Source organism: Rhodococcus sp. NBC_00294, assembly GCF_036163995.1.
Taxonomy (GTDB): domain Bacteria; phylum Actinomycetota; class Actinomycetes; order Mycobacteriales; family Mycobacteriaceae; genus Rhodococcoides.
The window spans coordinates 1,605,153-1,627,747 of sequence record NZ_CP108043.1 but is presented as its reverse complement, the minus strand read 5'-3'; the positions used below and the strand labels follow the sequence as shown (position 1 = coordinate 1,627,747).

The 22,595-nt window shown below is 68.6% G+C and carries 21 protein-coding genes; 4 read left to right on the top strand and 17 right to left on the bottom strand.

What is annotated here, in order from left to right; genetic code table 11:
* Positions 1-27: 27 nt before the first annotated feature.
* A complete protein-coding gene (locus OHB23_RS07820) occupies positions 28-1,530 on the top strand; it encodes a UDP-N-acetylmuramoyl-L-alanyl-D-glutamate--2,6-diaminopimelate ligase (RefSeq protein WP_328811236.1) in 1,503 nt (500 codons plus the stop codon).
* A gap of 10 nt (positions 1,531-1,540) precedes the next feature.
* Here OHB23_RS07820 and OHB23_RS07815 read toward each other — a convergent pair whose 3' ends face one another.
* The 3 genes from OHB23_RS07815 to OHB23_RS07805 are packed head-to-tail and all read right to left on the bottom strand — an operon-like array spanning position 1,541 to position 4,719.
* Positions 1,541-2,641 carry a HoxN/HupN/NixA family nickel/cobalt transporter gene (locus tag OHB23_RS07815; protein WP_056441783.1) on the bottom strand — a complete coding sequence of 367 codons (1,101 nt, stop codon included), beginning with the start codon at positions 2,639-2,641 and terminating at the stop codon, positions 1,541-1,543.
* Between the two features lie 44 nt (positions 2,642-2,685).
* Entirely contained in the window at positions 2,686-3,903 is a 1,218-nt protein-coding gene (locus tag OHB23_RS07810) for an MFS transporter (RefSeq protein WP_328811235.1), read from the bottom strand.
* A gap of 51 nt (positions 3,904-3,954) precedes the next feature.
* The gene (locus OHB23_RS07805; protein WP_328811234.1) at positions 3,955-4,719 is read right to left on the bottom strand and encodes a glutamate racemase; all 765 of its coding nucleotides are present in this window, start codon (positions 4,717-4,719) and stop codon (positions 3,955-3,957) included.
* Between the two features lie 113 nt (positions 4,720-4,832).
* Between OHB23_RS07805 and OHB23_RS07800 the strand changes: the two genes are divergently transcribed.
* Both OHB23_RS07800 and OHB23_RS07795 read left to right on the top strand, forming a co-directional pair.
* Complete coding sequence (locus OHB23_RS07800) at positions 4,833-5,117, top strand: hypothetical protein (protein WP_027504619.1); 285 nt, start codon at positions 4,833-4,835, stop codon at positions 5,115-5,117.
* A gap of 100 nt (positions 5,118-5,217) precedes the next feature.
* Positions 5,218-5,883, top strand: a complete 666-nt coding sequence (locus OHB23_RS07795; protein WP_328811233.1) for a hypothetical protein — start codon at positions 5,218-5,220, stop codon at positions 5,881-5,883.
* A 61-nt stretch (positions 5,884-5,944) separates the two neighbouring features.
* Here the strand turns inward: OHB23_RS07795 and tuf are convergent, their stop codons facing one another.
* The 14 genes from tuf to OHB23_RS07725 all read right to left on the bottom strand — a co-directional run bounded on the left by tuf (position 5,945) and on the right by OHB23_RS07725 (position 21,604).
* Complete coding sequence (gene tuf / locus OHB23_RS07790) at positions 5,945-7,135, bottom strand: elongation factor Tu (protein WP_027504617.1); 1,191 nt, start codon at positions 7,133-7,135, stop codon at positions 5,945-5,947.
* Between the two features lie 98 nt (positions 7,136-7,233).
* Entirely contained in the window at positions 7,234-9,336 is a 2,103-nt protein-coding gene (gene fusA / locus OHB23_RS07785; protein ID WP_027504616.1) for an elongation factor G, read from the bottom strand.
* A gap of 90 nt (positions 9,337-9,426) precedes the next feature.
* Positions 9,427-9,897, bottom strand: coding sequence for a 30S ribosomal protein S7 (gene rpsG / locus OHB23_RS07780; RefSeq protein ID WP_027504615.1), 471 nt, complete (start codon positions 9,895-9,897; stop codon positions 9,427-9,429).
* 1 nt (position 9,898) lies between these two features.
* Complete coding sequence (gene rpsL / locus OHB23_RS07775) at positions 9,899-10,273, bottom strand: 30S ribosomal protein S12 (RefSeq protein WP_027504614.1); 375 nt, start codon at positions 10,271-10,273, stop codon at positions 9,899-9,901.
* Between the two features lie 291 nt (positions 10,274-10,564).
* Positions 10,565-11,086 carry a DUF3558 domain-containing protein gene (locus OHB23_RS07770; protein WP_222645506.1) on the bottom strand — a complete coding sequence of 174 codons (522 nt, stop codon included), beginning with the start codon at positions 11,084-11,086 and terminating at the stop codon, positions 10,565-10,567.
* Positions 11,083-11,616, bottom strand: a complete 534-nt coding sequence (locus tag OHB23_RS07765; protein ID WP_307091346.1) for a DUF3558 domain-containing protein — start codon at positions 11,614-11,616, stop codon at positions 11,083-11,085. The genes OHB23_RS07770 and OHB23_RS07765 overlap by 4 nt, the downstream gene beginning before the upstream one ends.
* A gap of 65 nt (positions 11,617-11,681) precedes the next feature.
* Positions 11,682-12,356 carry a TetR/AcrR family transcriptional regulator gene (locus OHB23_RS07760; RefSeq protein ID WP_328811231.1) on the bottom strand — a complete coding sequence of 225 codons (675 nt, stop codon included), beginning with the start codon at positions 12,354-12,356 and terminating at the stop codon, positions 11,682-11,684.
* Positions 12,357-12,361: 5 nt separating this feature from the next.
* Positions 12,362-13,147, bottom strand: coding sequence for an enoyl-CoA hydratase family protein (locus OHB23_RS07755; RefSeq protein WP_328811608.1), 786 nt, complete (start codon positions 13,145-13,147; stop codon positions 12,362-12,364).
* 62 nt (positions 13,148-13,209) lie between these two features.
* Positions 13,210-14,370, bottom strand: coding sequence for an acyl-CoA dehydrogenase family protein (locus tag OHB23_RS07750; RefSeq protein ID WP_027504609.1), 1,161 nt, complete (start codon positions 14,368-14,370; stop codon positions 13,210-13,212).
* Complete coding sequence (locus OHB23_RS07745; RefSeq protein ID WP_328811230.1) at positions 14,367-16,337, bottom strand: acetyl/propionyl/methylcrotonyl-CoA carboxylase subunit alpha; 1,971 nt, start codon at positions 16,335-16,337, stop codon at positions 14,367-14,369. Before OHB23_RS07745 ends, OHB23_RS07750 begins: the two co-directional genes overlap by 4 nt.
* A gap of 5 nt (positions 16,338-16,342) precedes the next feature.
* Positions 16,343-17,941 (bottom strand): acyl-CoA carboxylase subunit beta, encoded by a 1,599-nt coding sequence (locus OHB23_RS07740; protein WP_222639320.1) that lies wholly within the window; start codon positions 17,939-17,941, stop codon positions 16,343-16,345.
* Positions 17,938-19,086, bottom strand: coding sequence for an acyl-CoA dehydrogenase family protein (locus tag OHB23_RS07735; RefSeq protein ID WP_328811229.1), 1,149 nt, complete (start codon positions 19,084-19,086; stop codon positions 17,938-17,940). Before OHB23_RS07735 ends, OHB23_RS07740 begins: the two co-directional genes overlap by 4 nt.
* Positions 19,083-20,786: an acyclic terpene utilization AtuA family protein gene (locus OHB23_RS07730; RefSeq protein ID WP_328811607.1), complete on the bottom strand. Its 1,704-nt coding sequence runs from the start codon at positions 20,784-20,786 to the stop codon at positions 19,083-19,085. The genes OHB23_RS07735 and OHB23_RS07730 overlap by 4 nt, the downstream gene beginning before the upstream one ends.
* 5 nt (positions 20,787-20,791) lie before the next feature.
* Positions 20,792-21,604, bottom strand: coding sequence for a TIGR03084 family metal-binding protein (locus OHB23_RS07725; protein WP_328811228.1), 813 nt, complete (start codon positions 21,602-21,604; stop codon positions 20,792-20,794).
* A gap of 245 nt (positions 21,605-21,849) precedes the next feature.
* On the opposite strand from OHB23_RS07725, the gene OHB23_RS07720 reads away from it, so the two are divergent.
* Positions 21,850-22,590: a giguanylate cyclase gene (locus OHB23_RS07720; RefSeq protein ID WP_156380458.1), complete on the top strand. Its 741-nt coding sequence runs from the start codon at positions 21,850-21,852 to the stop codon at positions 22,588-22,590.
* Positions 22,591-22,595 lie beyond the last annotated feature (5 nt).

Sequence of the window (22,595 nt, the reverse complement as noted above, 5' to 3'; positions counted from 1 at the left end):
CGTTCTACTTTCGGGTACCGCATCCTGGTGAGTGTCGTGTCCCGCCGTCCGATCCGGCATGCCGGTGGCCAAGCGGCGCGGTCCCTCCTCGACGTCGCCGACCGCGCGGGCGGATCGGTCACAGGTCCCGCCGAGCCGGTCACGGTGGACGATCTCTGTGACGATTCGCGTGCGGTGCGGCCCGGCGATCTGTATGTCGCGCTCCCCGGAACACGCTGGCACGGTCTCGATTTCGAGGAGGACGCCCAGCGCGCCGGCGCGGTGGCCGTGCTCAGCGATCGGCCCGGCACCCGGTTGCCGAGCATCGTGGTCGCGGATCCGCGGGTCGTCGTCGGTCCGCTGGCCGCATGGTTCCACGGGAGCCCGTCCTCGTCGATGGCCGTGTTCGGAGCGACGGGCACCAACGGCAAGACGAGCACGACGCACTTCCACCACGCCGGCCTGCGCGCCGCGGGTCATCGTGCGGGGATGATCTCCGGGGTGGCGGTCAGCGGCGCCGGCAGCGACGAGGCCCCGGTGCGCACCACTCCCGAGGCGACGGTGCTCCAACGCACGCTGTCGACGTTCGTCCACAACGGATGCACGGCCGCCGCCCTCGAGGTGTCCTCGCACGCCATCGCCCAGCACCGCGTCGACGGGGTGGAGTTCGCCGTCACCGCCTTCACCAATCTCGGCCGGGACCACCTCGACTTCCACGGCTCGATGGAGGAGTACTACCGGACCAAGGCCTCACTGTTCACCCCTGACCGCACCGGACGGGCCGTCGTCATGATCGACGACGAGTACGGGCGGCGGCTCGCGTCGGAGTGCGCGGTGCCGACGGTGACGTGCTCGGTGTCCGATCCTTCGGCGGACTTCCGCGCCGATCGCATCGACTGCACGACGCATCGCACCCGATTCCTCGCCCGGACCCCGGTGGGCGACATCCCGCTCTCACTGCAGGTTCTCGGCCCCCACCAGGTGGCGAACGCTCTGGTCGCACTCGCCTCCCTCGTCTCCGGCGGGGTGGACGCGGAGCGTGCGGCCGCCGGCATCTCGGCGCTGCACAGCATTCCGGGCCGGTGCGAGACCGTGTCGGCCGGCCAGGACTTCACCGCCCTCGTCGACTACATGCACAACGTGTCCGGCCGGCGCGCGATCCTGCCGTACCTGCGGCGCATCACCCCGGGGCGCCTGATCCTGGTCATCGGGGCGACCGGTGACCGTGACGTGGGCAAGCGCGTCGAGCTGGGCGCGGTCGCCGCGGCCTACGCGGACGACATCGTCGTCACGGACGAGAGTGCCAACGGCGAGGATCCGCACTCGATTCGCGCCGACGTCGTCCGCGGCGCCCGGTCCGGTGATCGGGGCGTCCGCGTGGTGGAGATCGCGGACCGGCGCGCAGCATTCCACCACGCCGTGGCGGACGCGGCGGCCGGGGACACCGTCGTCGTGGCGGGGCGAGGCAGCGACACCTGGCAGCACTTCGGCAGCCGAACCGTGTACTTCGACGATCATGCCGAACTGCACGACGCGATCGTCGCCCGATGACTCCCGCGGATCAGCTCGCCGGCGTCTCCCGCTCGAACCGGTCGTCGATGCGCGCCGCCTTGTAGTAGACGATCGAGCCGATCCAGACCACCACGAACACGACCACCACGATCTGGCCCGCCAGGGTGAGATCCACTGCGGCCACCGCGTCCCAGATGCCGCCGGACAGTCCGAGTTCCTCACCGAGCAACGACAGGATCTGCACGGTGCCCACCACGAGGGCGAGGAAGATCGACAGGCCCGTCATCGTGATGTTGTAGTAGATCTTCCGGACCGGCGTGACGAAGGCCCAGCCGTACGCCTTGGACATGAAGACGCCGTCGAGCGTGTCCATCGTCGACATGCCGGCCGCGAACAGCACCGGCAGCGCGATGATGGCCATCGGCGGCAGGCCACCGGCGATGGCGCTGGTGCCCGCCACGGCGAGCAGACCGACCTGCGTGGCGGTGTCGAACCCCAGGCCGAAGAGCAGCCCCAGCGGATACATCTGCCACGAGTGGCTGATCATCCGGTCGTAGCGGCCGCGGAAGATCCGATTGAGCAGTCCTCTACGTGCGAGGAGATCGTCGAGCGTCTCGTCGGAGAACTGTCCGCGCCGCGCGGCACGCCACATGCGCACGATGCCGACGAGGACGACCAGGTTCAGAGCCGCGATGAGGTAGAGGAACGTGCCGGAGACGAGGGTGCCGATGATGCCGCCGGTGTCCGCGAAAGCGTCCCGGAAGTCCGTCGCGCGCGATGCGGCGAACGCGATCGCGGCGACGAACGCGAACACGACCGTCGAGTGCCCGAGCGAGAAGAACAGTCCGACCGCCAGGGGCCGCCTGCCCTTCTGCAGCAGCAGTCGGGTGGTGTCGTCGATGGCCGCGATGTGGTCGGCGTCGAAGGCGTGCCGCATGCCCAACGTGTAGGCCAACACCCCGGCGCCCGCGTAGACGAGAGTGCCGTCCGCGCCGGTGAGGCCGTGGATCGCCGGGATCGAGTCGTAGTGCAGGAACAGGCCCCACCCGACGACGTGCAGCGCCACGAGCACTGCTGCCAGGCCCAGGAGCCGGGGGATCTCGTCGCGCGTGAAACGCGCACGTCCGGTCACGGTGTCGGCAGACGTCATGGGACACCAATATTCCTCATGGAACCCGTCCGCGCAGTGCTGGGTCAGACGCGCACGGGTGAGCGGAGCACCGTCGTCGTGACGGCAACCGACGCCAGCGCCACGACGACCGCTCCGTAGACCGTCGCGGTGACGAGGAGACCGGCCGAGTGGATCGCCACACCCGCGACGATGGCCGGCACGCTGAAGGCGAGGTAACTCAGCACGAGCGTCGTGGCGAAGACACTGCCGCGATGCTCCGGCGGTGCGAGAGCGCCGATGATGCTCATCGCGCCGAGGAACGTCGCGCCCCAGCCGAACCCGGACACCGCGGTCCCGACGAAGTACAGCGGCGCCGACGCGATGTGCAGCCCGACGAGATTCACCACGATGCCCGCAGCGAGAGTGAGTGCACCGGCGGTCATGGCCGTGCGCGGGAGAAGAGTACGAGCGCACGCGGCACCGATCGCTCCGGCCGTGAACATCGTGAAGATGTCCAGCCCGCCCACGACGGCGCCGCGGAGATCGAAGACCGTGCCCATGATGGACGGCCCCAGCGACAGGTGGAACCCGCCCAGCGACCACGTCGCGACGAGCGCGGGGACGACCGGCCAGAAGTGGGCGCGGATCGACACGGGCAGCCCGAGGGTCGGCGTCAGCACCCGCACGACGTGTCGACGGTCGTCGAAGCCTGCCCGGACCGCGGATTCCGGCACCGCCACGACGAGCGCCGTGAGGACGACCAGCGCGACGATCATCACGACGTACACGAGCGTGGTGGGGAACGGCGCGAACTGCACCAGCAGTCCGGCCGCGATACCGCCTGCTCCCAGCCCGAAGGCCGGTGCGACCGAGCTCACCAGGGGGCCGAGACGGTCGGTCGGCTGCAGATCGATGATCGCGGCGGTCAGGGCACCCATGGCCGCGCCGGCCGCCAGACCCTGCACGACGCGCGCGGCGATGAGCCAGCCGACCCCGTCGGCGAACACGAAGACGACCTGGCTGGCGATCAGCACGAGCAGCGACGTCACGATCACGGGCTTACGGCCGAGGTGGTCGGACAGCGACCCGACGGTCAACAGGGCGGCGAGTAGTGCGAAGACGTACACGGCGAAGACGATGGTCAGCGTCGACGCGCCAAATCCCCATCGGGACTGGTACACGGGGTACAGCGGGGACGGCGCCGCCGACGATCCCATGACGGTGAAGAACACGAGGGCCACCACCCAGAACGAGCGAACGGGGGTCATCCAGGACTGGGGTCGCACCTCGGTCGTCGTCACCGTGGGTCCAACTCCCCCCACCGACTCCTCATTCCCGGGACGGTGACGGCGTCAGAGCGTCGCGGGCACCGCGAGCGATCGCCCGGCCGCGAAGCGCAACGCACTGTCGGGGAGGGGACCGTCGCGTCCCGACAGGGTCACCGACACGCTCCCGTGTCCCTCACGCGGCGACGACACCTCGTCGAGGCGGCGCAGAGTCTGGGCCGCGACGGCCTCGGCGCTGTCGAACATCCGCACACCCGGCGGCAGCGCCGCCATGATCTCGTCCGCTACCAGCGGATAATGGGTGCACCCCAGGACGATGCCCTGCACGTCGTCCGGCGTCCGCGCCGCTGCCGACGCGATGGCCGCGCTGACGGCCGCGAGATCACCGCGGTCGATGGCATCGGCGAGCCCGTGGCACGCGACGGCCGACACCGTGCGACCCGACGCGAACTCCGCGATCAAGCGCGCCTGATACGACGACGCGGTGGTCGCCGCCGTCGCCCACACCGTGATCGAGTCACACTGCAGTGCAGCGGGTTTGATGGCCGGAACCGTCCCGACCACGGGGGTGGACCCCAGGGCCGCGCGGGTCGCGTCGAGCGCGATGACGCTGGCGGTGTTGCACGGCAGCACCACCACCTCGGCTCCACCGTCGACGGCGCGCCGCGCCGTCTCCACGACGTGCGCCTCCGTCCACGCAGTGGGCTTGGGTCCCCACGGCGCGTTGTCCGGGTCGAGGTACAGATGAAGGTCGAGCGACGGGCGCAGTCGACGCAGGCGGGCTGCCGTGGGCAACGACCCCAGGCCCGAGTCGATCAGCGCGACGTTCACGGTGACAATCTACCGCCCCGGCACCGGCCGACCTCCGGACGTCGGCGCGCGGCCACGATGGATGCGGGAAGGCCGGAGGCCGGTCGGAATGTGACAGAGCGCAGACTGAGCGGATGACCGCTCCGCTCGAGCCCGATGAGGCCGACCTCATCGCCGCGGCGGTGCTCGCGGTCCCCGGTGTGGCCGGCCTGCACTCCGGCCTCTTCGGTGAGGCCGTGACGCTGCTGCCGGGTCGACGCATCGAGGGCGTGGTGGTGGGGCACGAGTCCTGCGCCGTGCACATCACGGTCCGCTGTCCGGGAGATCCCGACTCCGTCGTCCACGCCGTCCAGGAGACGCTCGCGCGTGTCGTCCGGATTCCCGTTGTGGTCACGGTGGAGGATTTCGCCGTCGAGTGAGTCGGCGTCACAACGCTTTTCGGCACGGTTGCCGTCGCGACCCGAGAGGACGAGGGTTGCGCGCGCGCCGACGCGGGATCGGCGCGGAAACGGAACTCACATGATGCGCACGATCCTTCGCCGCACTGTCGGCACGACCCTCACCGCCCTCGTGGCACTCACGCTCGGAGCATCCCCTGCATCGGCCGCTCCGGGCGGTGCTCCGCCCATCGCTCAGGTGCGCACTCTCTCCGCCGGCGACACGGTCACCGTGGTCGGCACGGTCACCACACCGCCCGGCGCCTTCGCATCGAGCTTCCTCGACGTCGGGTTCGGGATCCAGGACCGCACCGCCGGCATCTATATCAGCGCCTCGGCTCCCACCGACGTCGTGCCGGGTACATCGGTGCGTGTCACGGGGTCGCTCGCGGACCAGTCCGGACTTCTGGTGGTGCGACCGACGAGCATCGTGTCGCTGGGACCGGTCGATGCGGTGGCACCCAGACCGGTGGTGGTCCGCGTGGTCGGCGAGTCCACCGAGGCGTCGCTGGTGACGGTCGTCGGACGCGTCACGAGCGCCGTGGTGGACGATCTGCCGTACGGGTACAAGTTCACGATCGCGGACCGGACCGGGGAGACCATCGTCTTCGTCAACACGCAGACGGGCATCGACGTGAGCGCGATCCGCGCGGGGCAGACACTGCGCGTCACCGGCATGAGCAGCCAGTACGAGGACCACTACGAGATCGATCCGCGCTCTCCCGCCGACGTCGTCGTGCTGCCCTGATTCCACACACGCCGAACGGCGCCCACCCCGCAGGGTGAGCGCCGTTCGGTGTGAGGCGGTCTTACTTGTTGATCTTCGTGACGCGACCGGCGCCGACGGTGCGGCCACCCTCGCGGATCGCGAAGCGCAGGCCCTCGTCCATGGCGACCGGCTGGATCAGCACGACGGACATCTCGGTGTTGTCACCGGGCATGACCATCTCGGTGCCCTCGGGGAGGGTCACGACGCCCGTCACGTCCGTGGTACGGAAGTAGAACTGCGGGCGGTAGTTGTTGAAGAACGGGGTGTGGCGACCGCCCTCGTCCTTCGACAGGATGTATGCCTGGCCCTCGAACTCCGTGTGGGGAGTGGTGGTGCCGGGCTTGACGACGACCTGTCCACGCTCGACATCTTCGCGCTTGATGCCGCGGACGAGGAGGCCGACGTTGTCGCCCGCCTGGCCCGAGTCGAGCAGCTTGCGGAACATCTCGATGCCGGTGACCGTGGTCTTGGTCGACTTCTCCTTGATGCCGACGATCTCGACATCCTCGTTGACGTTGACCGAGCCACGCTCGATACGGCCGGTGACGACGGTGCCGCGACCGGTGATGGTGAAGACGTCCTCGACGGGCATGAGGAAGGGCTTCTCGGTCTCACGGACGGGGTCCGGAACCGAGTCGTCCACTGCCTGCATGAGCTCGAGAACCGACTCGGCCCACTTCTCGTCGCCCTCGAGTGCCTTGAGAGCGGAGACCTTGACGACGGGAGCGTCCTCGTCGAACTCCTGTGCGGCGAGGAGCTCGCGCACCTCCATCTCGACGAGCTCGATGATCTCGTCGTCGTCCACCATGTCGGCCTTGTTCAGCGCGACGAGGATGTACGGCACGCCGACCTGGCGAGCGAGCAGGACATGCTCGCGCGTCTGGGGCATGGGGCCGTCGGTCGCTGCGACGACGAGGATCGCGCCGTCCATCTGTGCCGCGCCGGTGATCATGTTCTTGATGTAGTCGGCGTGGCCGGGAGCGTCGACGTGTGCGTAGTGACGCTTCTCGGTCTGGTACTCGACGTGGGAGATGTTGATCGTGATACCACGAGCCTTCTCCTCCGGAGCCTTGTCGATCTGGTCGAAGGCCGACGCCTCGTTCAGGTCCGGGAACTTGTCGTGCAGAACCTTGGTGATTGCAGCCGTCAGCGTCGTCTTACCGTGGTCAACGTGACCGATGGTGCCGATGTTGACGTGCGGCTTGGTCCGATCGAACTTCGCCTTGGCCACTGTGTCCTCCTGGACTGTTATTGCCTGCGTTATGCAGCATTACGGATGTACTTACGGGTGGTGCGGTGTGACGGTGGTACCGGGTCCAGCTTCGGAGACTATTCTCCGGTGGCCTTCGCGATGATCTCCTTCGAGACGTTCGAGGGAACCTCTGCGTAGGAGTCGAAGACCATGGAGTAGTTCGCTCGGCCCTGGGTGCGAGACCGCAGGTCACCGATGTAACCGAACATCTCCGACAGCGGAACCAGCGCCTTGACGACACGGGCACCACTGCGTTCCTCCATGGCCTGGATCTGGCCACGGCGGGAGTTCACATCGCCGATCACGTCGCCCATGTACTCCTCGGGCGTGATCACCTCGACCGCCATGAGCGGTTCGAGGATGACCGGACCGGCCTTGCGGGCAGCTTCCTTGAAGGCCTGCGAACCCGCGATCTTGAACGCCATCTCGGACGAGTCGACGTCGTGGTACGCGCCGTCGAGCAGGATCAGCTTGACGTTCACCAGCGGGTAGCCGGCGAGAACGCCGTACTGCATCGCGTCCTGCGCGCCGGCATCCACGGACGGGATGTACTCGCGCGGGATACGACCGCCGGAGACCTTGTTCTCGAACTCGTAGGTCGCGCCGTCCTCGCCGATGAAGGGCTCGAGGCCGATGATGACCTTCGCGAACTGGCCGGAGCCACCCGTCTGCTTCTTGTGGGTGAACTCCTGCTTCTCGACGATCTTGGTGATCGTCTCGCGGTAGGCCACCTGCGGCTTGCCGACGTTGGCCTCGACCTTGAACTCGCGACGCATGCGGTCGACGAGGATGTCGAGGTGGAGCTCGCCCATGCCGCCGATGACGGTCTGGCCGGTCTCCTCGTCGAGCTTGACCGAGAAGGTCGGGTCCTCTTCGGCCAGCTTCTGGATGGCCGTGCCGAGCTTCTCCTGGTCGGACTTCGTCTTCGGCTCGATCGACACCTGGATGACCGGGTCCGGGAACGTCATCGACTCGAGGATGATCTGGTTCTGCGGATCGCAGAGCGTGTCACCCGTCGTCGTGTCCTTCAGACCGATCACGGCGTAGATGTGGCCGGCGCTGGCGGTCGCGACCGGGTTCTCCTTGTTGGAGTGCATCTGGAAGAGCTTGCCCAGACGCTCCTTCTTGCCCTTGGTCGAGTTGATGACCTGCGAGCCGGAGTCGACCTTGCCCGAGTACACGCGCACGTACGTCAGCTTGCCGAAGAACGGGTGCGTCGCGATCTTGAACGCGAGCGCCGCGAACGGCTCGTCGGCGGACGGCTTGCGGGTGAGTTCCTTCTCCTCGTCGCCCACGGCGTGACCGATGGTCTCGGCGACGTCGAGCGGGGACGGGAGGTAGTCGATGACCGCGTCGAGCATCGGCTGGACGCCCTTGTTCTTGAACGCGGAACCGCACAGGATCGGGTACAGCTCGGAGTTGACCGTCATCTTGCGAATCGCGGTCTTGACCTCGTCGATGGTCAGCTCGTCACCGCTGAAGTGCTTTTCCAGCAGTGCCTCGTCGGACTCGGCGACGGTCTCGAGCAGCTCGGTGCGGTACTGCTCGGCCCGCTCCTTCAGCTCCTCGGGGATCTCGACGGTCTCGTAGGTCTCGCCGAGCTTCGTCTCTCCGCGCCAGACCTTCGCGTTCATCTCGATCAGGTCGACGATGCCCTCGAAGCTGTCCTCTGCGCCGATCGGCAACTGGATGACCAACGGCTTGGCGCCGAGGCGATCCTTGATGGTCTGCACGGTGAAGTAGAAGTCCGCACCGAGCTTGTCCATCTTGTTGACGAAACAGATGCGCGGCACGTCGTACTTGTCGGCCTGACGCCACACCTGCTCGGACTGGGGCTCGACGCCCTCCTTGCCGTCGAACACGGCGACGGCACCGTCGAGGACGCGGAGCGAACGCTCCACCTCGACCGTGAAGTCGACGTGCCCGGGGGTGTCGATGATGTTGATCTGGTTGTCGTTCCAGAAGCACGTCGTGGCAGCAGACGTGATGGTGATGCCACGCTCCTGCTCCTGCTCCATCCAGTCCATGGTGGCTGCGCCGTCATGGACCTCACCGATCTTGTACGAGATACCGGTGTAGAAGAGGATGCGCTCGGTAGTGGTGGTCTTACCGGCATCGATGTGGGCCATGATGCCGATGTTGCGGACCTTGTTCAGGTCGGTCAGCACGTCCTGTGCCACGAATTCATCCCGCCTTGGTGTTGGAAGAAGTGAGTCGAAGGTTCAACGCTCGGGTGGCGCCGGATGTTTCCCGGCGCCCCCGAGACGCGATCACCAGCGGTAGTGCGCGAATGCCTTGTTGGCTTCCGCCATCTTGTGCGTGTCCTCGCGACGCTTGACTGCTGCGCCGAGACCGTTGCTGGCATCGAGGAGTTCGTTGGCCAGACGCTCGACCATCGTCTTCTCGCGACGAGCGCGGGAGAACGAGACGAGCCAGCGCAGAGCCAGCGTGGTGGAGCGGCCCGGACGAACCTCGACCGGAACCTGGTAGGTGGCGCCACCGACACGACGGCTGCGGACCTCGAGGGCCGGCTTGACGTTGTCCAGTGCGCGCTTGAGCGTCACGACGGGATCGGTGCCCGTCTTCTCGCGTGCCTGCTCGAGAGCCTGGTACACGATGCGCTCCGCGGTCGACTTCTTGCCGTCCAGCAGGATCTTGTTGACCAGCTGGGTGACCAGCGGCGAACCGTAGACGGGATCGTTGATCAGCGGGCGCTTGGGTGCTGGGCCTTTACGTGGCATGTCAGCTCTTCTCCTTCTTGGCGCCGTACTTGCTGCGAGCCTGCTTGCGGTTCTTCACGCCCTGCGTGTCGAGCGAGCCACGGATGATCTTGTAACGGACACCCGGGAGGTCCTTCACGCGACCACCGCGCACGAGCACCATGGAGTGCTCCTGCAGGTTGTGGCCCTCACCGGGGATGTAGGCGGTGACCTCGACGGACGTGGTCAGGCGGACGCGAGCGACCTTACGAAGCGCGGAGTTCGGCTTCTTCGGGGTGGTGGTGTACACGCGAGTGCACACGCCACGGCGCTGCGGGCTGCCCTTCAGGGCAGCGGTCTTCAGCTTCGCGACCTTGTCGGTGCGACCCTTGCGGACCAGCTGGTTGATTGTTGGCATGAACCGGCTTTCTTCGTGTCGAGAAACAGGGATCTAGCAGTTGGGGCAAGAGAACGCTGCCCCTCACCCAGTAGTGCTTCCGCGGGCTTCGTGCACCCCGCGGTCGGGTGTGTCGCATACCCCCACACGGCAGCCGCGGTTCTTGCTCGATGGTGAACTCGAACACGGCTGTACCTCGCATAGGCACACAGACGTACCGGCTGGGCCGGGCACGACCTGTAACGGTACCCGGCGGCGCGCCTGATGGTCAAAACGCCCCTGCATCGGGTACAGGAGTTCACCCTTCCGTCGTCACGCCGACAGATTGAGCGAGAGCTGCATCAACCGCGTGGCCGACTCACAGGGGTCGGTCGGGTTCCCCGGCCGATACTGCACCCACCAGCCGATGACCCCGGAATCGGGCGACTGCGCCGCCACGCCGCACGATGCCGGATCGTCCGGTTGACGGATCTCGAGGGCCTTCCGCGAGGACACCTCGACGTCGCTCACCGTCCACCCCATACGTTCGTTCGCCTCGCGCTCGGCCGCGAGCGACCCCGTCTCGAACCAGTCGAACGTCACCTTGACCGCGCCGCCCGGGCCGGTCAGGTCCCACCGGCAGATGGCGCCGATGAAGCCCTGGTCGATGGCGTCGCCGCCCACGACATCGGCGATCTGCTCCGGCGTCACCGTGTCGCACTCCTCGAGGAGCGAGCGGAACTCGCCGTCCGCGCCACTCACGCCCGCTGCCACGGGCGTGCCCTCGATGGTCGACCCGCATCCGGCGAGCACCGCGGTGACCGACAGCGCCGCCAGCACGCGTCCGGCCCTCACTGCGCGCGCTCCGCGACGAGCGTCATCAGCCTCTCGGCGACGGCGCACGGATCCGCGGTGGGAGCGCTGTCGGCGTACATGACGGAGAAGTGGACGAAGTCGTCGCCGTACTGCAGACCGTTCTCGCAGAGGTACGTCACACCCGTCGCGTTCTCGGATCGCGCCTCGAACCCCGGCCGACCCTCGATCTCGATGTCCGCTGCCGGTCGGCCGATCAGTTCCGACCCCATGCGCTCACGCCCGATCGGGCTCCCGCGGTACCAGGAGAAGCTGACCGACGGGCCGGTCGGACCCGACACCTCCCACTCGCAGCCCACCGAGTTGCGGGTCACGATCGCGAACGACGGCACGGCGAACGCAGTGCGGACCTCCTCGTCGGACAGACCGCCGCAGACGCCGAAGAACGGGCCGGGTCCCTGCGACGCGGACGTGGACGGCGCGTCGTCGGTGGCGGCGTCGGAGTCGGATCCGCAACCGGTGAGCCCGAGCAGCACCACTGCTGCCACGCCGGCCCACCGCACGGAGTTCATGGCGGCAGCCTATCGGAGTGCGGACTGTCGCGAGTACGCCGAAAGTGCCGTGATGCGAGCGCCGATCACGACAGTTCGGACGTACTCGCGGGGGTGCTGGTGCTGGTGGTGGGGGTATCGAGGGCGAGGGACGCGTCGAGCACCCAGGCCCACACCTTCACGATCTCGGCGCGGCGGCGCGAGTCGTCGCTGAGCACGTCGGCGAGACCGAGCCCGCGGGCCAGGTCGAGGGTGGCCTGTACGAGTCGGTGGGTGCGCGGATCACTGTCGTCGGCGCCGAGGTGATCGACCGCCGTGCGGTGCGCCACGCGACCGAACTTCTCCTCGAGGGGCAGGACCCGGGCTCGCATCTCCGGATCCGCGGCCGCGGCGGTCCAGACCTGCAGCGCGGCACGGAAGATGGGGCTCGTGTAGTAGTCGACCAGCCGGGTGACCACGGCCTCGGTCCGCCCGGCGCCCTGCGGGAGCGCACTGCTCTCGGCTCGCGCCTCCCCCATGCGCGTGTCGAACATGTACTCGAGCGCCGCGGTGATGAGGTCCTCCCGCGTCGGGAAGTGATGCTGGGCGGCACCGCGAGAGACGCCGGCCCGCTCGGCCACGACAGCGACCGTCGTCGCCGCCCATCCCTCGGTGGCGAGCGCGTCGATCGTGGACTCGAGCAGACGCAGTCGCGTGGCGCGGCTGCGATCCTGCTTCGGGCTGCGGGTGTCACCGACCCGGTGACGAGTGGGCACGGTCATGGCCGTCACGTCTCCTTCCCCACAGCGGCACCGGACGACTCCGCCGGTGCGGCCCACGACGGGCTGCGCTTCTGCAGAAAGGCCATCATCCCCTCCCGCGCCTCGTCCGATGCGAACAGCCTCGCGGACTCCTCCGCCAGGTCCGCGCCCCGGCGGTCGAACTCCTCGAGCATCGCGGCGGTGGTGAGGCGTTTCGACGCCGCGAGACCCTGCGGTGACGACGGACGGATCGCCGCGACGAGTTCGGCCACCGTGGCCCCGGTGTCGGCCGCAGCCTCGGTGACGAGCCCGATGGCCTCCGCCTCGTGCGCGCCGAACGTCTCCGTCGTCAGGAAGTACCGGCTCGCCGCACGCGAGGTCATCCTCGGCACCACCGTCAAGGAGACGATGGACGCGGCCAACCCCAGCCGCGCCTCCGTCAGCGCGAACGAACTCTTCGGCCCGGCCACCACCAGATCGCACGCGCCCACGAGGCCCATACCGCCGGCACGCACATGCCCGTCGATCCTGCCGATCACCGGCTTCGGCGTCTCGAGGATCGCCCGCAGCAGCGTCAGCATCTGCTCGGTGCGCGAGGAGACCGAACTGCCCGCCTCCGTGAGATCGGCACCAGCACAGAACGTTCCGCCGGTGTGAGTGAGGACCACGGCGCGGACGTCCCGATCCGCGCCCGCGTCGCGGAGCCCCGCCGTCAGGTCGTCGACCAGGGCGGTGGAGAGGGCATTGCGGTTGTGCGGGGTGTCGAGTGTCAGAGTCACCACGCCCTCCGACCGATCGACCCGCACAGATATTCCGTCGCCCCGCCCGGCCTCCGGCCTGCCCTGGCCCCGACCGGCCTCCGGCCTGCCCGCCATCAGTAGCTCTTCGGCAGGCCCAGCGAGTGCTGGGACACGAAGTTCAGGATCATCTCCCGACTGACGGGAGCCACGCGGGCGATGCGCGCCGCACCGAGCATGGACGCGAGGCCGTACTCCTCGGTCAGGCCTGCGCCGCCGTGCGTCTGGATGGCCTGGTCGATGGCCTTGATGCTGGCCTCGGCGGCCGCGTACTTCGCCATGTTGGCCGCTTCCGCCGCACCGAAATCGTCACCGCTGTCGTAGAGCACCGCGGCCTTCTGCATCATCAGCTTCGCCAGTTCGAGCTCGATCTTGCACTGCGCCAACGGATGCGCGATTCCCTGGTGCGCCCCGATGGGGCTCTTCCACACGGTGCGCTCGTTCGCGTACTTCACGGCGGCGTCGAGGGCGTAGCGGCCCATGCCGACGGCCATCGCCGCACCGAGGATGCGCTCGGGGTTGAGACCCGCGAACAACTGCATCAACGCCGCGTCGGGCTCACCGACCAGCGCCTCGGCCGGCAGCCGGACGTCGTCGAGGAACAGCGTGAACTGATGATCGGGCTCGATGATGTCCATGCGCATCTGCGTCTTGTTCAGGCCAGGTGCATCGGTCGGCACGATGAACAGCGCCGGCTTCAGCTTCCCGGTCTTCGCGTCCTCCGTACGGGAGACGATGAGCACCGCGTCGGCCTGGTCGACGCCGGAGATGTAGATCTTGCTGCCGCGCAGCACCCACTCGTCACCGTCGCGTCGCGCGGTGGTGGTGATCTGGTGGGAGTTGGAGCCGGCGTCGGGCTCGGTGATGCCGAACGCCATGATCGCGGAGCCGTCCGAGAGGCGGGGCAGCCAGGACTGCTTCTGCTCGGGGGTGCCGTACTTCGCGATGATGGTGCCGCAGATCGCCGGGCTGACGACCACGAGCAGCAGGCCCGCACCGAACGAGGACATCTCCTCCTGGACCAGTGCGAGCTCGTAGATGCCGGCACCGCCGCCGCCGTACTCCTCGGGGAGGTTCACCCCGAGGAAGCCCAACTGCCCGGCCTCGTGCCACAGTTCGGTGAGTGCCTCACCCTTGCGTGCCTTGGGCAGCACGTAGTCGATGTAGTTGTGGCGCTTGCCCAGTCCGGCCACCGCGGCGCGGAGGCTCTTCTGCTCGTCCGTCTCGATGAAGCTCATGCCTGATCTCCTTCTGCTGCGACGACCGCCAGTACGGCGTCGACGTCCACCTGGTGTCCCACGGTGACCGTGAGCTCGGTCAGCACGCCCGCCGCGGGTGCGGTGATCGTGTGTTCCATCTTCATGGCCTCGAGCCACAGGATCGGTTGGCCGGCGGTGACGGTGTCGCCGACGGCAGCACCGATCCGCACGACGCTGCCGGGCATCGGTGCCAGCAGCGATCCGGCGGCGACGATCTCGCTCGGATCGACGAACACCGGAACCCGTTCGAGCCGTACCGGTCCGAGCGACGAGTCGACGAACACGGCGTCGCCGTGGACCGCGACGTGGAACTCGCGTCGCACACCGTCGGCCAGCAGCACCACCCGGTCGGACTCGGCCCGGACCAGCGCGCAGTCGTCGACGTCGGTGACGAGCGTTCCGCGCGACAGCCGGTACTCGGCGACGATCTCGGTGCCGTTCACCGCGTACGTCTTGCGTTGCGGCACGGAGGCGAGGTTGCGCCAGCCGCTGGGGAGGGATCGGCCCACCGTCGCCGATTCTCTCGATCGGGTGGCGTCCGCGAGCGCTGCGGCGAGTGCGGACAGCCGCACACCCCGGTCGTCGACGAGCGGCCGAGCGAGGACCGCGAGATCGTGCGTCGCGAAGAACGCGGTGTCGGTGTCGCCCGCGAGGAACGCGGGGTGTCTAAGCACCGTGACGAGCAGGTCGCGGTTGGTGCGCACCCCGTGAATGCGCGCGCGCAGCAGCGCTTTCGCCAGGATTCCGGCCGCCTGCTCCCGGGTGGGCGCGTACGAGATCACCTTGGCGAGCATCGGGTCGTAGTGGGTCCCCACCACGCTGCCGTCGACGATGCCCGAGTCCACCCGCAGGCCTGTCCGCGTGAGCACCTCGAACTCTCGCGCTCCGTCGAACTCGACGTGGTGCACGACGCCGCTCTGCGGCTGCCAGTCGCGCGCCGGATCCTCCGCGTACAGACGCACTTCGATCGAGTGTCCGCGCGTGGTGGGCTGCTCGGCCGGGAGCGCTCCGCCCGCGGCGACGTGGATCTGCAGTGCCACCAGATCGAGACCGGTGGTGCACTCGGTCACCGGGTGCTCGACCTGCAGGCGCGTGTTCATCTCGAGGAAGTAGAAGTTGCCGCGCTCGTCGCTGAGGAACTCGACGGTGCCGGCCCCCTCGTAGTCGAGCGCCTCGGTGGCGATGCGCGCCGCCTCGAACAGCTTCTCCCGCATACCCGGAACGCGCTCGACGAGCGGAGACGGCGCCTCCTCGACCACCTTCTGGTGGCGTCGTTGGATGGAGCACTCTCGCTCGCCCACCGCCCACACCGTGCCGTGGCGGTCCGCCATGACCTGGACCTCGATGTGGCGGCCCGTCTCGAGATAGCGCTCGCAGAAGACCGTCGCGTCACCGAAGGCGGACAGCGCCTCCCGCGACGCCGCGTCGATCTCGTCCTGCAGTGCGTCGAGTTCACGCACCACGCGCATACCGCGACCACCACCACCGGCGGACGCCTTCACGAGCACCGGCAGATCGTCCTGCGTGACGGACGCGGGGTCGAGCCGATCGAGCACCGGCACACCGGCGCTCTGCATCATGGCCTTGGACTCGACCTTCGACCCCATCGACTCGATCGCCTTCACCGGCGGACCGATCCAGGTGAGGCCCGCATCCTGCACGGCGCGCGCGAACTCCGCGTTCTCGGACAGGAACCCGTAACCGGGGTGGATCGCGTCGGCGCCGGCGCGCTGCGCCGCCTCGATGATCAGGTCTCCGCGGAGGTACGTCTCCGACGACGCGGAACCGGGCAACCGGACGGCGACGTCGGCGTCGGCGACGTGCGGTGACGCGGAGTCCGGATCGGAGAACACGGCGACCGTGTCGATGCCCTCTGCGCGGCAGGTCGTGAACACGCGGAGGGCGATCTCGCCGCGGTTGGCAACGAGTACTGACGAAATGGTCATGACGGTCACATCCGGAAGACACCGAAGTTGGCGGTGCCCTCGATCGGGGCGGAGGCGATGGCCGACAGGCACATCCCCACCACCGTGCGGGTGTCTCGGGGGTCGATCACGCCGTCGTCGTACAGGCGTCCGGACAGGAACATGGGAACCGACTCGGCCTCGATCTGCTGCTCGATCATCGCGCGCAGACCCGCGTCGGCCTCCTCGTCGAACGCCTGTCCGCGGGCCTCGGCGGAGGCGCGGGAGACGATCGAGATGACGCCCGCGAGTTGGGCACCGCCCATGACCGCGGACTTCGCGCTGGGCCAGGCGAAGAGGAAGCGCGGGTCGAAGGCACGACCGCACATGCCGTAGTGCCCGGCGCCGTACGACGCACCGAGCAGTACCGAGATGTGCGGGACGGTGGAGTTGGAGACGGCGTTGATCATCATCGACCCGTGCTTGATCATCCCGCCCTCCTCGTACTCCTTGCCCACCATGTAGCCGGTGGTGTTGTGCAGGAACAGCAGTGGCGTGTTCGAACGGTTCGCCAGTTGGATGAACTGCGTCGCCTTCTGGGACTCCTCGCTGAAGAGGACGCCGCGGGCGTTGGCGAGGATGCCGACCGGATACCCGTGCAGTTCCGCCCATCCGGTGACCAGAGACGAGCCGTAGAGCGGCTTGAACTCGTCGAAGTCGCTGTCGTCGACGATGCGCGCGATGACGTCGCGGGGGTCGAACGGGATCTTGAGGTCGGCCGGCACGATACCGAGCAGTTCCTCCTCGTCGTACCGGGGCGGGAGCACCTCGGTGCGCGGCGCCGGACCCTTCTTGTGCCAGTTGAGCCGCTTCACGATGCCGCGGCCGATGCGGATGGCGTCCTTCTCGTCCACGGCGAGATGGTCTGCGAGACCGGAGGTCCGGGCGTGCATGCGGGCGCCGCCGAGCGATTCGTCGTCGGTCTCCTCGCCGGTGGCCATCTTCACCAGCGGCGGTCCGGCGAGGAACACCTTGGACCGCTCCTCGATCATGACGACGTGATCGGACATGCCGGGGATGTAGGCGCCGCCGGCGGTGGAGTTGCCGAACACGAGGGCGATGGTGGGGATGCCGGCCGCGGAGAGGCGCGTCAGATCACGGAAGATGCGGCCACCCGGGATGAACACCTCCTTCTGCGTGGGGAGGTCGGCACCGCCGGACTCGACCAGTGAGATGACCGGCAGCCGGTTCTGCATCGCGATGTCGTTCGCTCGCAGCGTCTTCCGCAGGGTCCACGGATTGCTCGTGCCGCCCCGCACGGTGGGGTCGTTGGCGACGATCAGGCACTCGACGCCGCTGACGACACCGATGCCGACGACCACGCTGGCGCCGACCGGGAAGTCCGTGCCCCAGGCCGCGAGCGGGCACAGCTCGAGGAACGGCGAGTCCGGGTCGACGAGCATCTCGATGCGCTCGCGCGGGGTCATCTTGCCGCGGCCGCGGTGCCGTGCGACGTACTTCTCGCCCCCGCCGCCCAGTGCCTTGGCGTGTTCGGTCTCCACCTCGGAGAGCTTCGCGATCATGGTGTCGGCGGCCGAGACGTACGCGTCACCGGAGCTGTCGAGTCGGGAGGTCAGAGTCGTCATGCGGTGTACCCCAGTCGCTTCGCGGCCAGCGAGGTGAGGATCTCGGTGGTGCCGCCGCCGATGCCGATGATGCGCATGTCGCGGTACTGACGCTCGACCTCGCTCTCGGCCATGTAGCCGAGTCCACCGAACAGCTGTACCGCCTGCGAGGCGACCCATTCACCGGCCTCGACCGCGGTGTTCTTCGCGAAGCACACCTCGGCGATGCAGTCGTCGCCGTCCTCGACGTGGCGATCGATCAGTGCGTGCGTGTACGTGCGGGCCACGTCGATCTTGCGGTGCATCTCGCTGAGCGTGTTCTGCACCGCCTGACGGGCGATGAGCGGCTTGCCGAACGTCGAGCGGTCCCGCGTCCACGCCACCGTCAGATCGAGGCACCGCTGCGCCGAGGAGTAGGCCTGCGCGGCCAGCGCAGCGCGTTCGGAGACGAAGGCCTGCGCGATCTGGGCGAACCCGGAGTTCTCCGGGCCCACCAGGTTCTCCACGGGCACGCGCACGTCGGTGTACGACAGTTCGGCGGTGTCGGAGGCCCGCCATCCCATCTTGTCGAGCTTGCGGGACACCTCGAATCCCGGTGTGCCGCGCTCGACGACGAGCAGCGAGACGCCGGCCGCGCCGTCTCCCCCGGTGCGGACGGCGGTGAGCACGAAGTCGGCCCGGCACCCCGAGGTGATGTAGGTCTTCGCGCCGTTGACGACGAAGTGGTCCCCGTCGCGCACCGCTCGGGTGCGCAGGTGTCCCACGTCGGATCCGCCGCCGGGCTCGGTGATGGCCAGCGACCCGATCAGCTCGCCGTCGAGCGTGGGCCGGACCCACTTCTCGAGGTGGTCGGGGTTGCCCGCAGCGACCATGTGCGGCAACGCGATCCCACAGGTGAACAAGGACGCGAACAGGCCGCCGGACGCACCCGCCTCGTGCATCTCCTCGCAGATGACCGTGGCGTCGACCAGCGAGCCGCCGCCACCGCCGACCGCCTCGGGGAACGGCGCCCCGAGCAGACCGATCTCGGCTGCCGCGCGGTGCAGGCTGCGGGGAATCTCGCCGTCACGCTCCCACTCGGTGAGGTGCGGCAGCACCTCCCGGTCCACGAACCCCCGGACCGTCTTACGGAGTTGCGCTCGGTCGGGGCCACCCCAGGTGCTCATGCGAGTCCACTTTCTGCGAGTACTGATTCGGGTATCGGGACGTGCCGCGATCGCAGCCACTCCCCCAGGCCCTTGGCCTGGGGATCGAAGCGGGCGCCGGATGCGACGCCCTCTCCGAGAATCCCGTCGACGACGATGTTCACGGCCCGCAGGTGCGGGAACTCGTACCGGTGCACGCGCAGGCCCGCCGTCTCCGGGAGCAGCGTCGTGACCAGCTCGGTGGTGAGAGTCGACCGGAGCCAGGCCCACGCGGCGTCGCCGCGCACCCAGACCCCGACGTTGGCGCTGCCGCCCTTGTCACCGCTGCGCGCCGCCGCCACCGTGCCGAGCGGCAGCGTGCGTGTGGGTTCGGCCGGCGGGCGGCCTGCGGGCGCGTCGGACGGGTCCGCCTCGACAGCCGTGGTGACGGTGGGCGGTGCGACGTCGACGCGCGTGCCGTCCGCGAGAACCGCCACGTGCCGCGGCACCGCCTGATCGACGAACCCGGCCTCGAAGACGCCGTAGGGCGATCCCTGACCCGGAGGCGTCGTCACACAGAAACCGGGGTAGCTCGCCAGCGCGAGTTCCACTGCGGCTGCGCTGAACACGCGACCCACACGCTGCGGATCAGCGTCGCGGACGACGACACGGAGCACCGCACTGGCGGCCTCCTCGGTGCCGGCGTCAGGGTGGTCGGTGCGCGCCAGAGTCCAGTCGACGTCGCGCGGCGGCGGCGTCAGCGCCTCGGTCATCTGGGTGCGCACCAGGTCGGCCTTGGCTTCGATGTCGAGCCCGGTGAGCACGAAGGTCATCTCGTTGCGGAACCCGCCGAGCGTGTTCCGGGAGACCTTGAGGGTGGGCGGCGGCGCCTCGCCGCGAGCCCCCGTGACCAGCACGCGGTCGGGTCCGTCCTGCGAGACCCGCACCGTGTCGAGCCGCGCGGTCACGTCCGGGCCGAGGTAGCGCGGGCCGGTGATCTCGTACATCAACTGCGCCGTCACCGTTCCGACCGTCACGGCGCCGCCGGTGTTCTCGTGCTTGGTGATCACCGACGACCCGTCCGACCGGATCTCCGCGAGGGGGAACCCCGGTCGACGCAGATCCTCGATCTCACCGAAGAAGGAGTAGTTCCCGCCGGTCGCCTGGGTTCCGCATTCGATGATGTGGCCGGCGACGACGGCGCCCGCGAGTTCGTCGAGGTGATCGCGGGTCCACCCGAACCGGGAGATCGCCGGGGCCACCACCACCGACGCATCCGTGACGCGTCCGGTGACCACGACCTGCGCCCCGGCGTCCAGGCACGCCGCGACACCGAAGGCGCCGAGATAGGCATTGGCGGTCAGCGGGGAGCCGAGGCCCAGTTCCTCGGCGCGGTCGTGCAGATCGTCTCCCTCCACGTGGGCGACCGAGACGGTCAGACCGAGACGGTCGGCGAGGGACCGGATCTCGTGCGCCAGTCGTGCGGGCGCCAACCCACCGGCATTGCTGACCAGGGTGACGCCCTTGTCGAGCGCAGTGCCCAGGCACTCCTCGAGCTGCCGCAGATACGTCCTGGCGTAGCCGCGCGTCGGATCCTTCATCCGGTCGCGTCCGAGAATGAGCATCGTCAGCTCGGCCAGGTAGTCGCCCGTGAGGACGTCGAGATCACCGCCGTCGAGCATCTCGCGCATGGCCGACGCCCGGTCACCGTAGAAGCCGGAGCAGTTCCCGACCCTGATCATCTCCGTCACGACGCCACCCGCACGTCCCGGCCACCGCCGGGAGCCCCCGCGAACGCCTGCGCGAGACCCAGCCACGTCGCCGCGTCGTCGCCGACGGCCACGAGGTCGGTGTCGTCACGGTGCACGCGCTGCGTGACGAGCAGGCAGAAGTCCGGAGCGGAACCCGTGACAGTCTGCTCCGCGTCCTCCGGCCCCCACGACCACTCACTCCCGTCGGGAGCGGTGAGCACGACGCGGAACGGTGCCGACGGCGGCGTCAGGCCGCGGATCGCGTAGGCGAAGTCGCGGGTGCGTACGCCGATGTGCGCGACGTGACGCAGCCGAGCCGTGGGTTCGCGAACCACGCCGAGGGCGTCCGCGACGTCCTGACCGTGTGCCCAGGTCTCCATGATGCGCGCGGTGGCCATCGACATCGCGCTCATCGGCGGGCCGAACCAGCGGATCTTCACGCCGTCGGGCACGTGTGTCAGGACGTCGAGCAGTTGCACTCGGCCGAGCCGCCATCGCGACAACAGGGTGCTGACCTGCTCTCCGGCGAGTGCGTCGGCAGCGGAGTCCACGAACGAGTCCGGACTGCCCATCGCGTCGGCGATCACCGCGTCGAAGGCCGCTTCGGCGTCCTCGTCACCGGAGGCGCCGGCCGTCGTCAGCGCGGCGACGTGGTCGGTCCAGTGCAGGTGAGCGATCTGATGCGCCACCGTCCAGCCGGCCGCCGGGGTGTCCGTGCGCCACGCGGCGTCGTCGGCATCGGCGACCAGCGCGTCCAGCGCGTCGCCCTCCGCACGCAGGTCCTGCAGCAACACCTCGAGAGCAGCCATGCCTGGAACGGTCGCACCCACGGGCCAAAAAAGCAAGCATGCTTGCTTGTTCTTGGACGTTGTGACGAACTCCAAAACAATCCGTGGCACCATCCATCCGCAGCGCAGGTCCGAAAGCCTGGTTTACGGTGAATCCCACAGGCGGTTGGACGCTTTACCGCACGACACCCATCACGACGCTCGCGACACGCCGGGCGGGACGAGGCCGCCCGCGAATGCGGGCACCGAAGGGAACGGGACCCGACATGGTCAGTGCACGAGACGGACGACCGGGGCAGGCCTACAGCGCGCCGGGCGCCTTCACCACGGCCTTCAGTCCGGGCGTCGGACCCCGAGCCGAGTACCCGGTGCCGGAACCGGTGCGGCACGACGAGACCGGGTACGACGAACCCCGGTACGACGACGACGAGCCGATCGGCGAACTCGAGGCTCGCTACGAGTGGATCGTCGGCCTCATGTCGTCGTTCACCGATCAGCGCGTCGTGCGGTGGATCATCGCCTTCTTCACCGCGTCGATGGGCGTGTGCGCCACCCTCGAGATCCTGTACGGCTTCGGCGGCACCACCACGTTCACGGTGGGCGTGCAGATCGGCTGCGCGGCCTTCGCGTTCGCCGCCGCTCTCTGGTGGACGGTGACCTCGTGGCCGCGGCTGCACACCGCCTTCGCCTTCGTCGTCCTGTCCAACCTGGGCATCCTCGCCGCGAACCTGAGCGCCGACATGCCGCCCGCCTACGCCGTCGGGAAGACCACCTTCTTCGTGGTGCTCGGCCTGTTCGCCGGTGTCTTCCTCGACCGCTGGATGCTGGCCACTCACATCGCGATCGCCGGTGTCGCCGTCACGTCCATCATCGGCTACAACATGCTGTTCGAGGACGTCCCCCCGCTGGGCGCGCTGGTCGTGTGGGCACCGGTCATGTCACTGGTCATCGCCGTTCCCGCGTTGCTCTATACGTTCGTGCGAGCAGTGCGGCTCGACCAGTCCTGAGCCAC

What these genes read in the sequence shown, in the direction of transcription:
- OHB23_RS07815 (WP_056441783.1), bottom strand. Translation starts at nt 2,641, where the DNA reads ATGACGTCTGCCGACACCGTGACCGGACGTGCGCGTTTCACGCGCGAC.
- OHB23_RS07800 (WP_027504619.1), top strand. Translation starts at nt 4,833, where the DNA reads ATGACCGCTCCGCTCGAGCCCGATGAGGCCGACCTCATCGCCGCGGCG.
- OHB23_RS07795 (WP_328811233.1), top strand. Translation starts at nt 5,218, where the DNA reads ATGATGCGCACGATCCTTCGCCGCACTGTCGGCACGACCCTCACCGCC.
- rpsG (WP_027504615.1), bottom strand. Translation starts at nt 9,897, where the DNA reads ATGCCACGTAAAGGCCCAGCACCCAAGCGCCCGCTGATCAACGATCCC.
- rpsL (WP_027504614.1), bottom strand. Translation starts at nt 10,273, where the DNA reads ATGCCAACAATCAACCAGCTGGTCCGCAAGGGTCGCACCGACAAGGTC.
- OHB23_RS07765 (WP_307091346.1), bottom strand. Translation starts at nt 11,616, where the DNA reads ATGAACTCCGTGCGGTGGGCCGGCGTGGCAGCAGTGGTGCTGCTCGGG.
- OHB23_RS07760 (WP_328811231.1), bottom strand. Translation starts at nt 12,356, where the DNA reads ATGACCGTGCCCACTCGTCACCGGGTCGGTGACACCCGCAGCCCGAAG.
- OHB23_RS07750 (WP_027504609.1), bottom strand. Translation starts at nt 14,370, where the DNA reads ATGAGCTTCATCGAGACGGACGAGCAGAAGAGCCTCCGCGCCGCGGTG.
- OHB23_RS07745 (WP_328811230.1), bottom strand. Translation starts at nt 16,337, where the DNA reads ATGACCATTTCGTCAGTACTCGTTGCCAACCGCGGCGAGATCGCCCTC.
- OHB23_RS07740 (WP_222639320.1), bottom strand. Translation starts at nt 17,941, where the DNA reads ATGACGACTCTGACCTCCCGACTCGACAGCTCCGGTGACGCGTACGTC.
- OHB23_RS07735 (WP_328811229.1), bottom strand. Translation starts at nt 19,086, where the DNA reads ATGAGCACCTGGGGTGGCCCCGACCGAGCGCAACTCCGTAAGACGGTC.
- OHB23_RS07730 (WP_328811607.1), bottom strand. Translation starts at nt 20,786, where the DNA reads ATGATCAGGGTCGGGAACTGCTCCGGCTTCTACGGTGACCGGGCGTCG.
- OHB23_RS07725 (WP_328811228.1), bottom strand. Translation starts at nt 21,604, where the DNA reads ATGGCTGCTCTCGAGGTGTTGCTGCAGGACCTGCGTGCGGAGGGCGAC.
- OHB23_RS07720 (WP_156380458.1), top strand. Translation starts at nt 21,850, where the DNA reads ATGGTCAGTGCACGAGACGGACGACCGGGGCAGGCCTACAGCGCGCCG.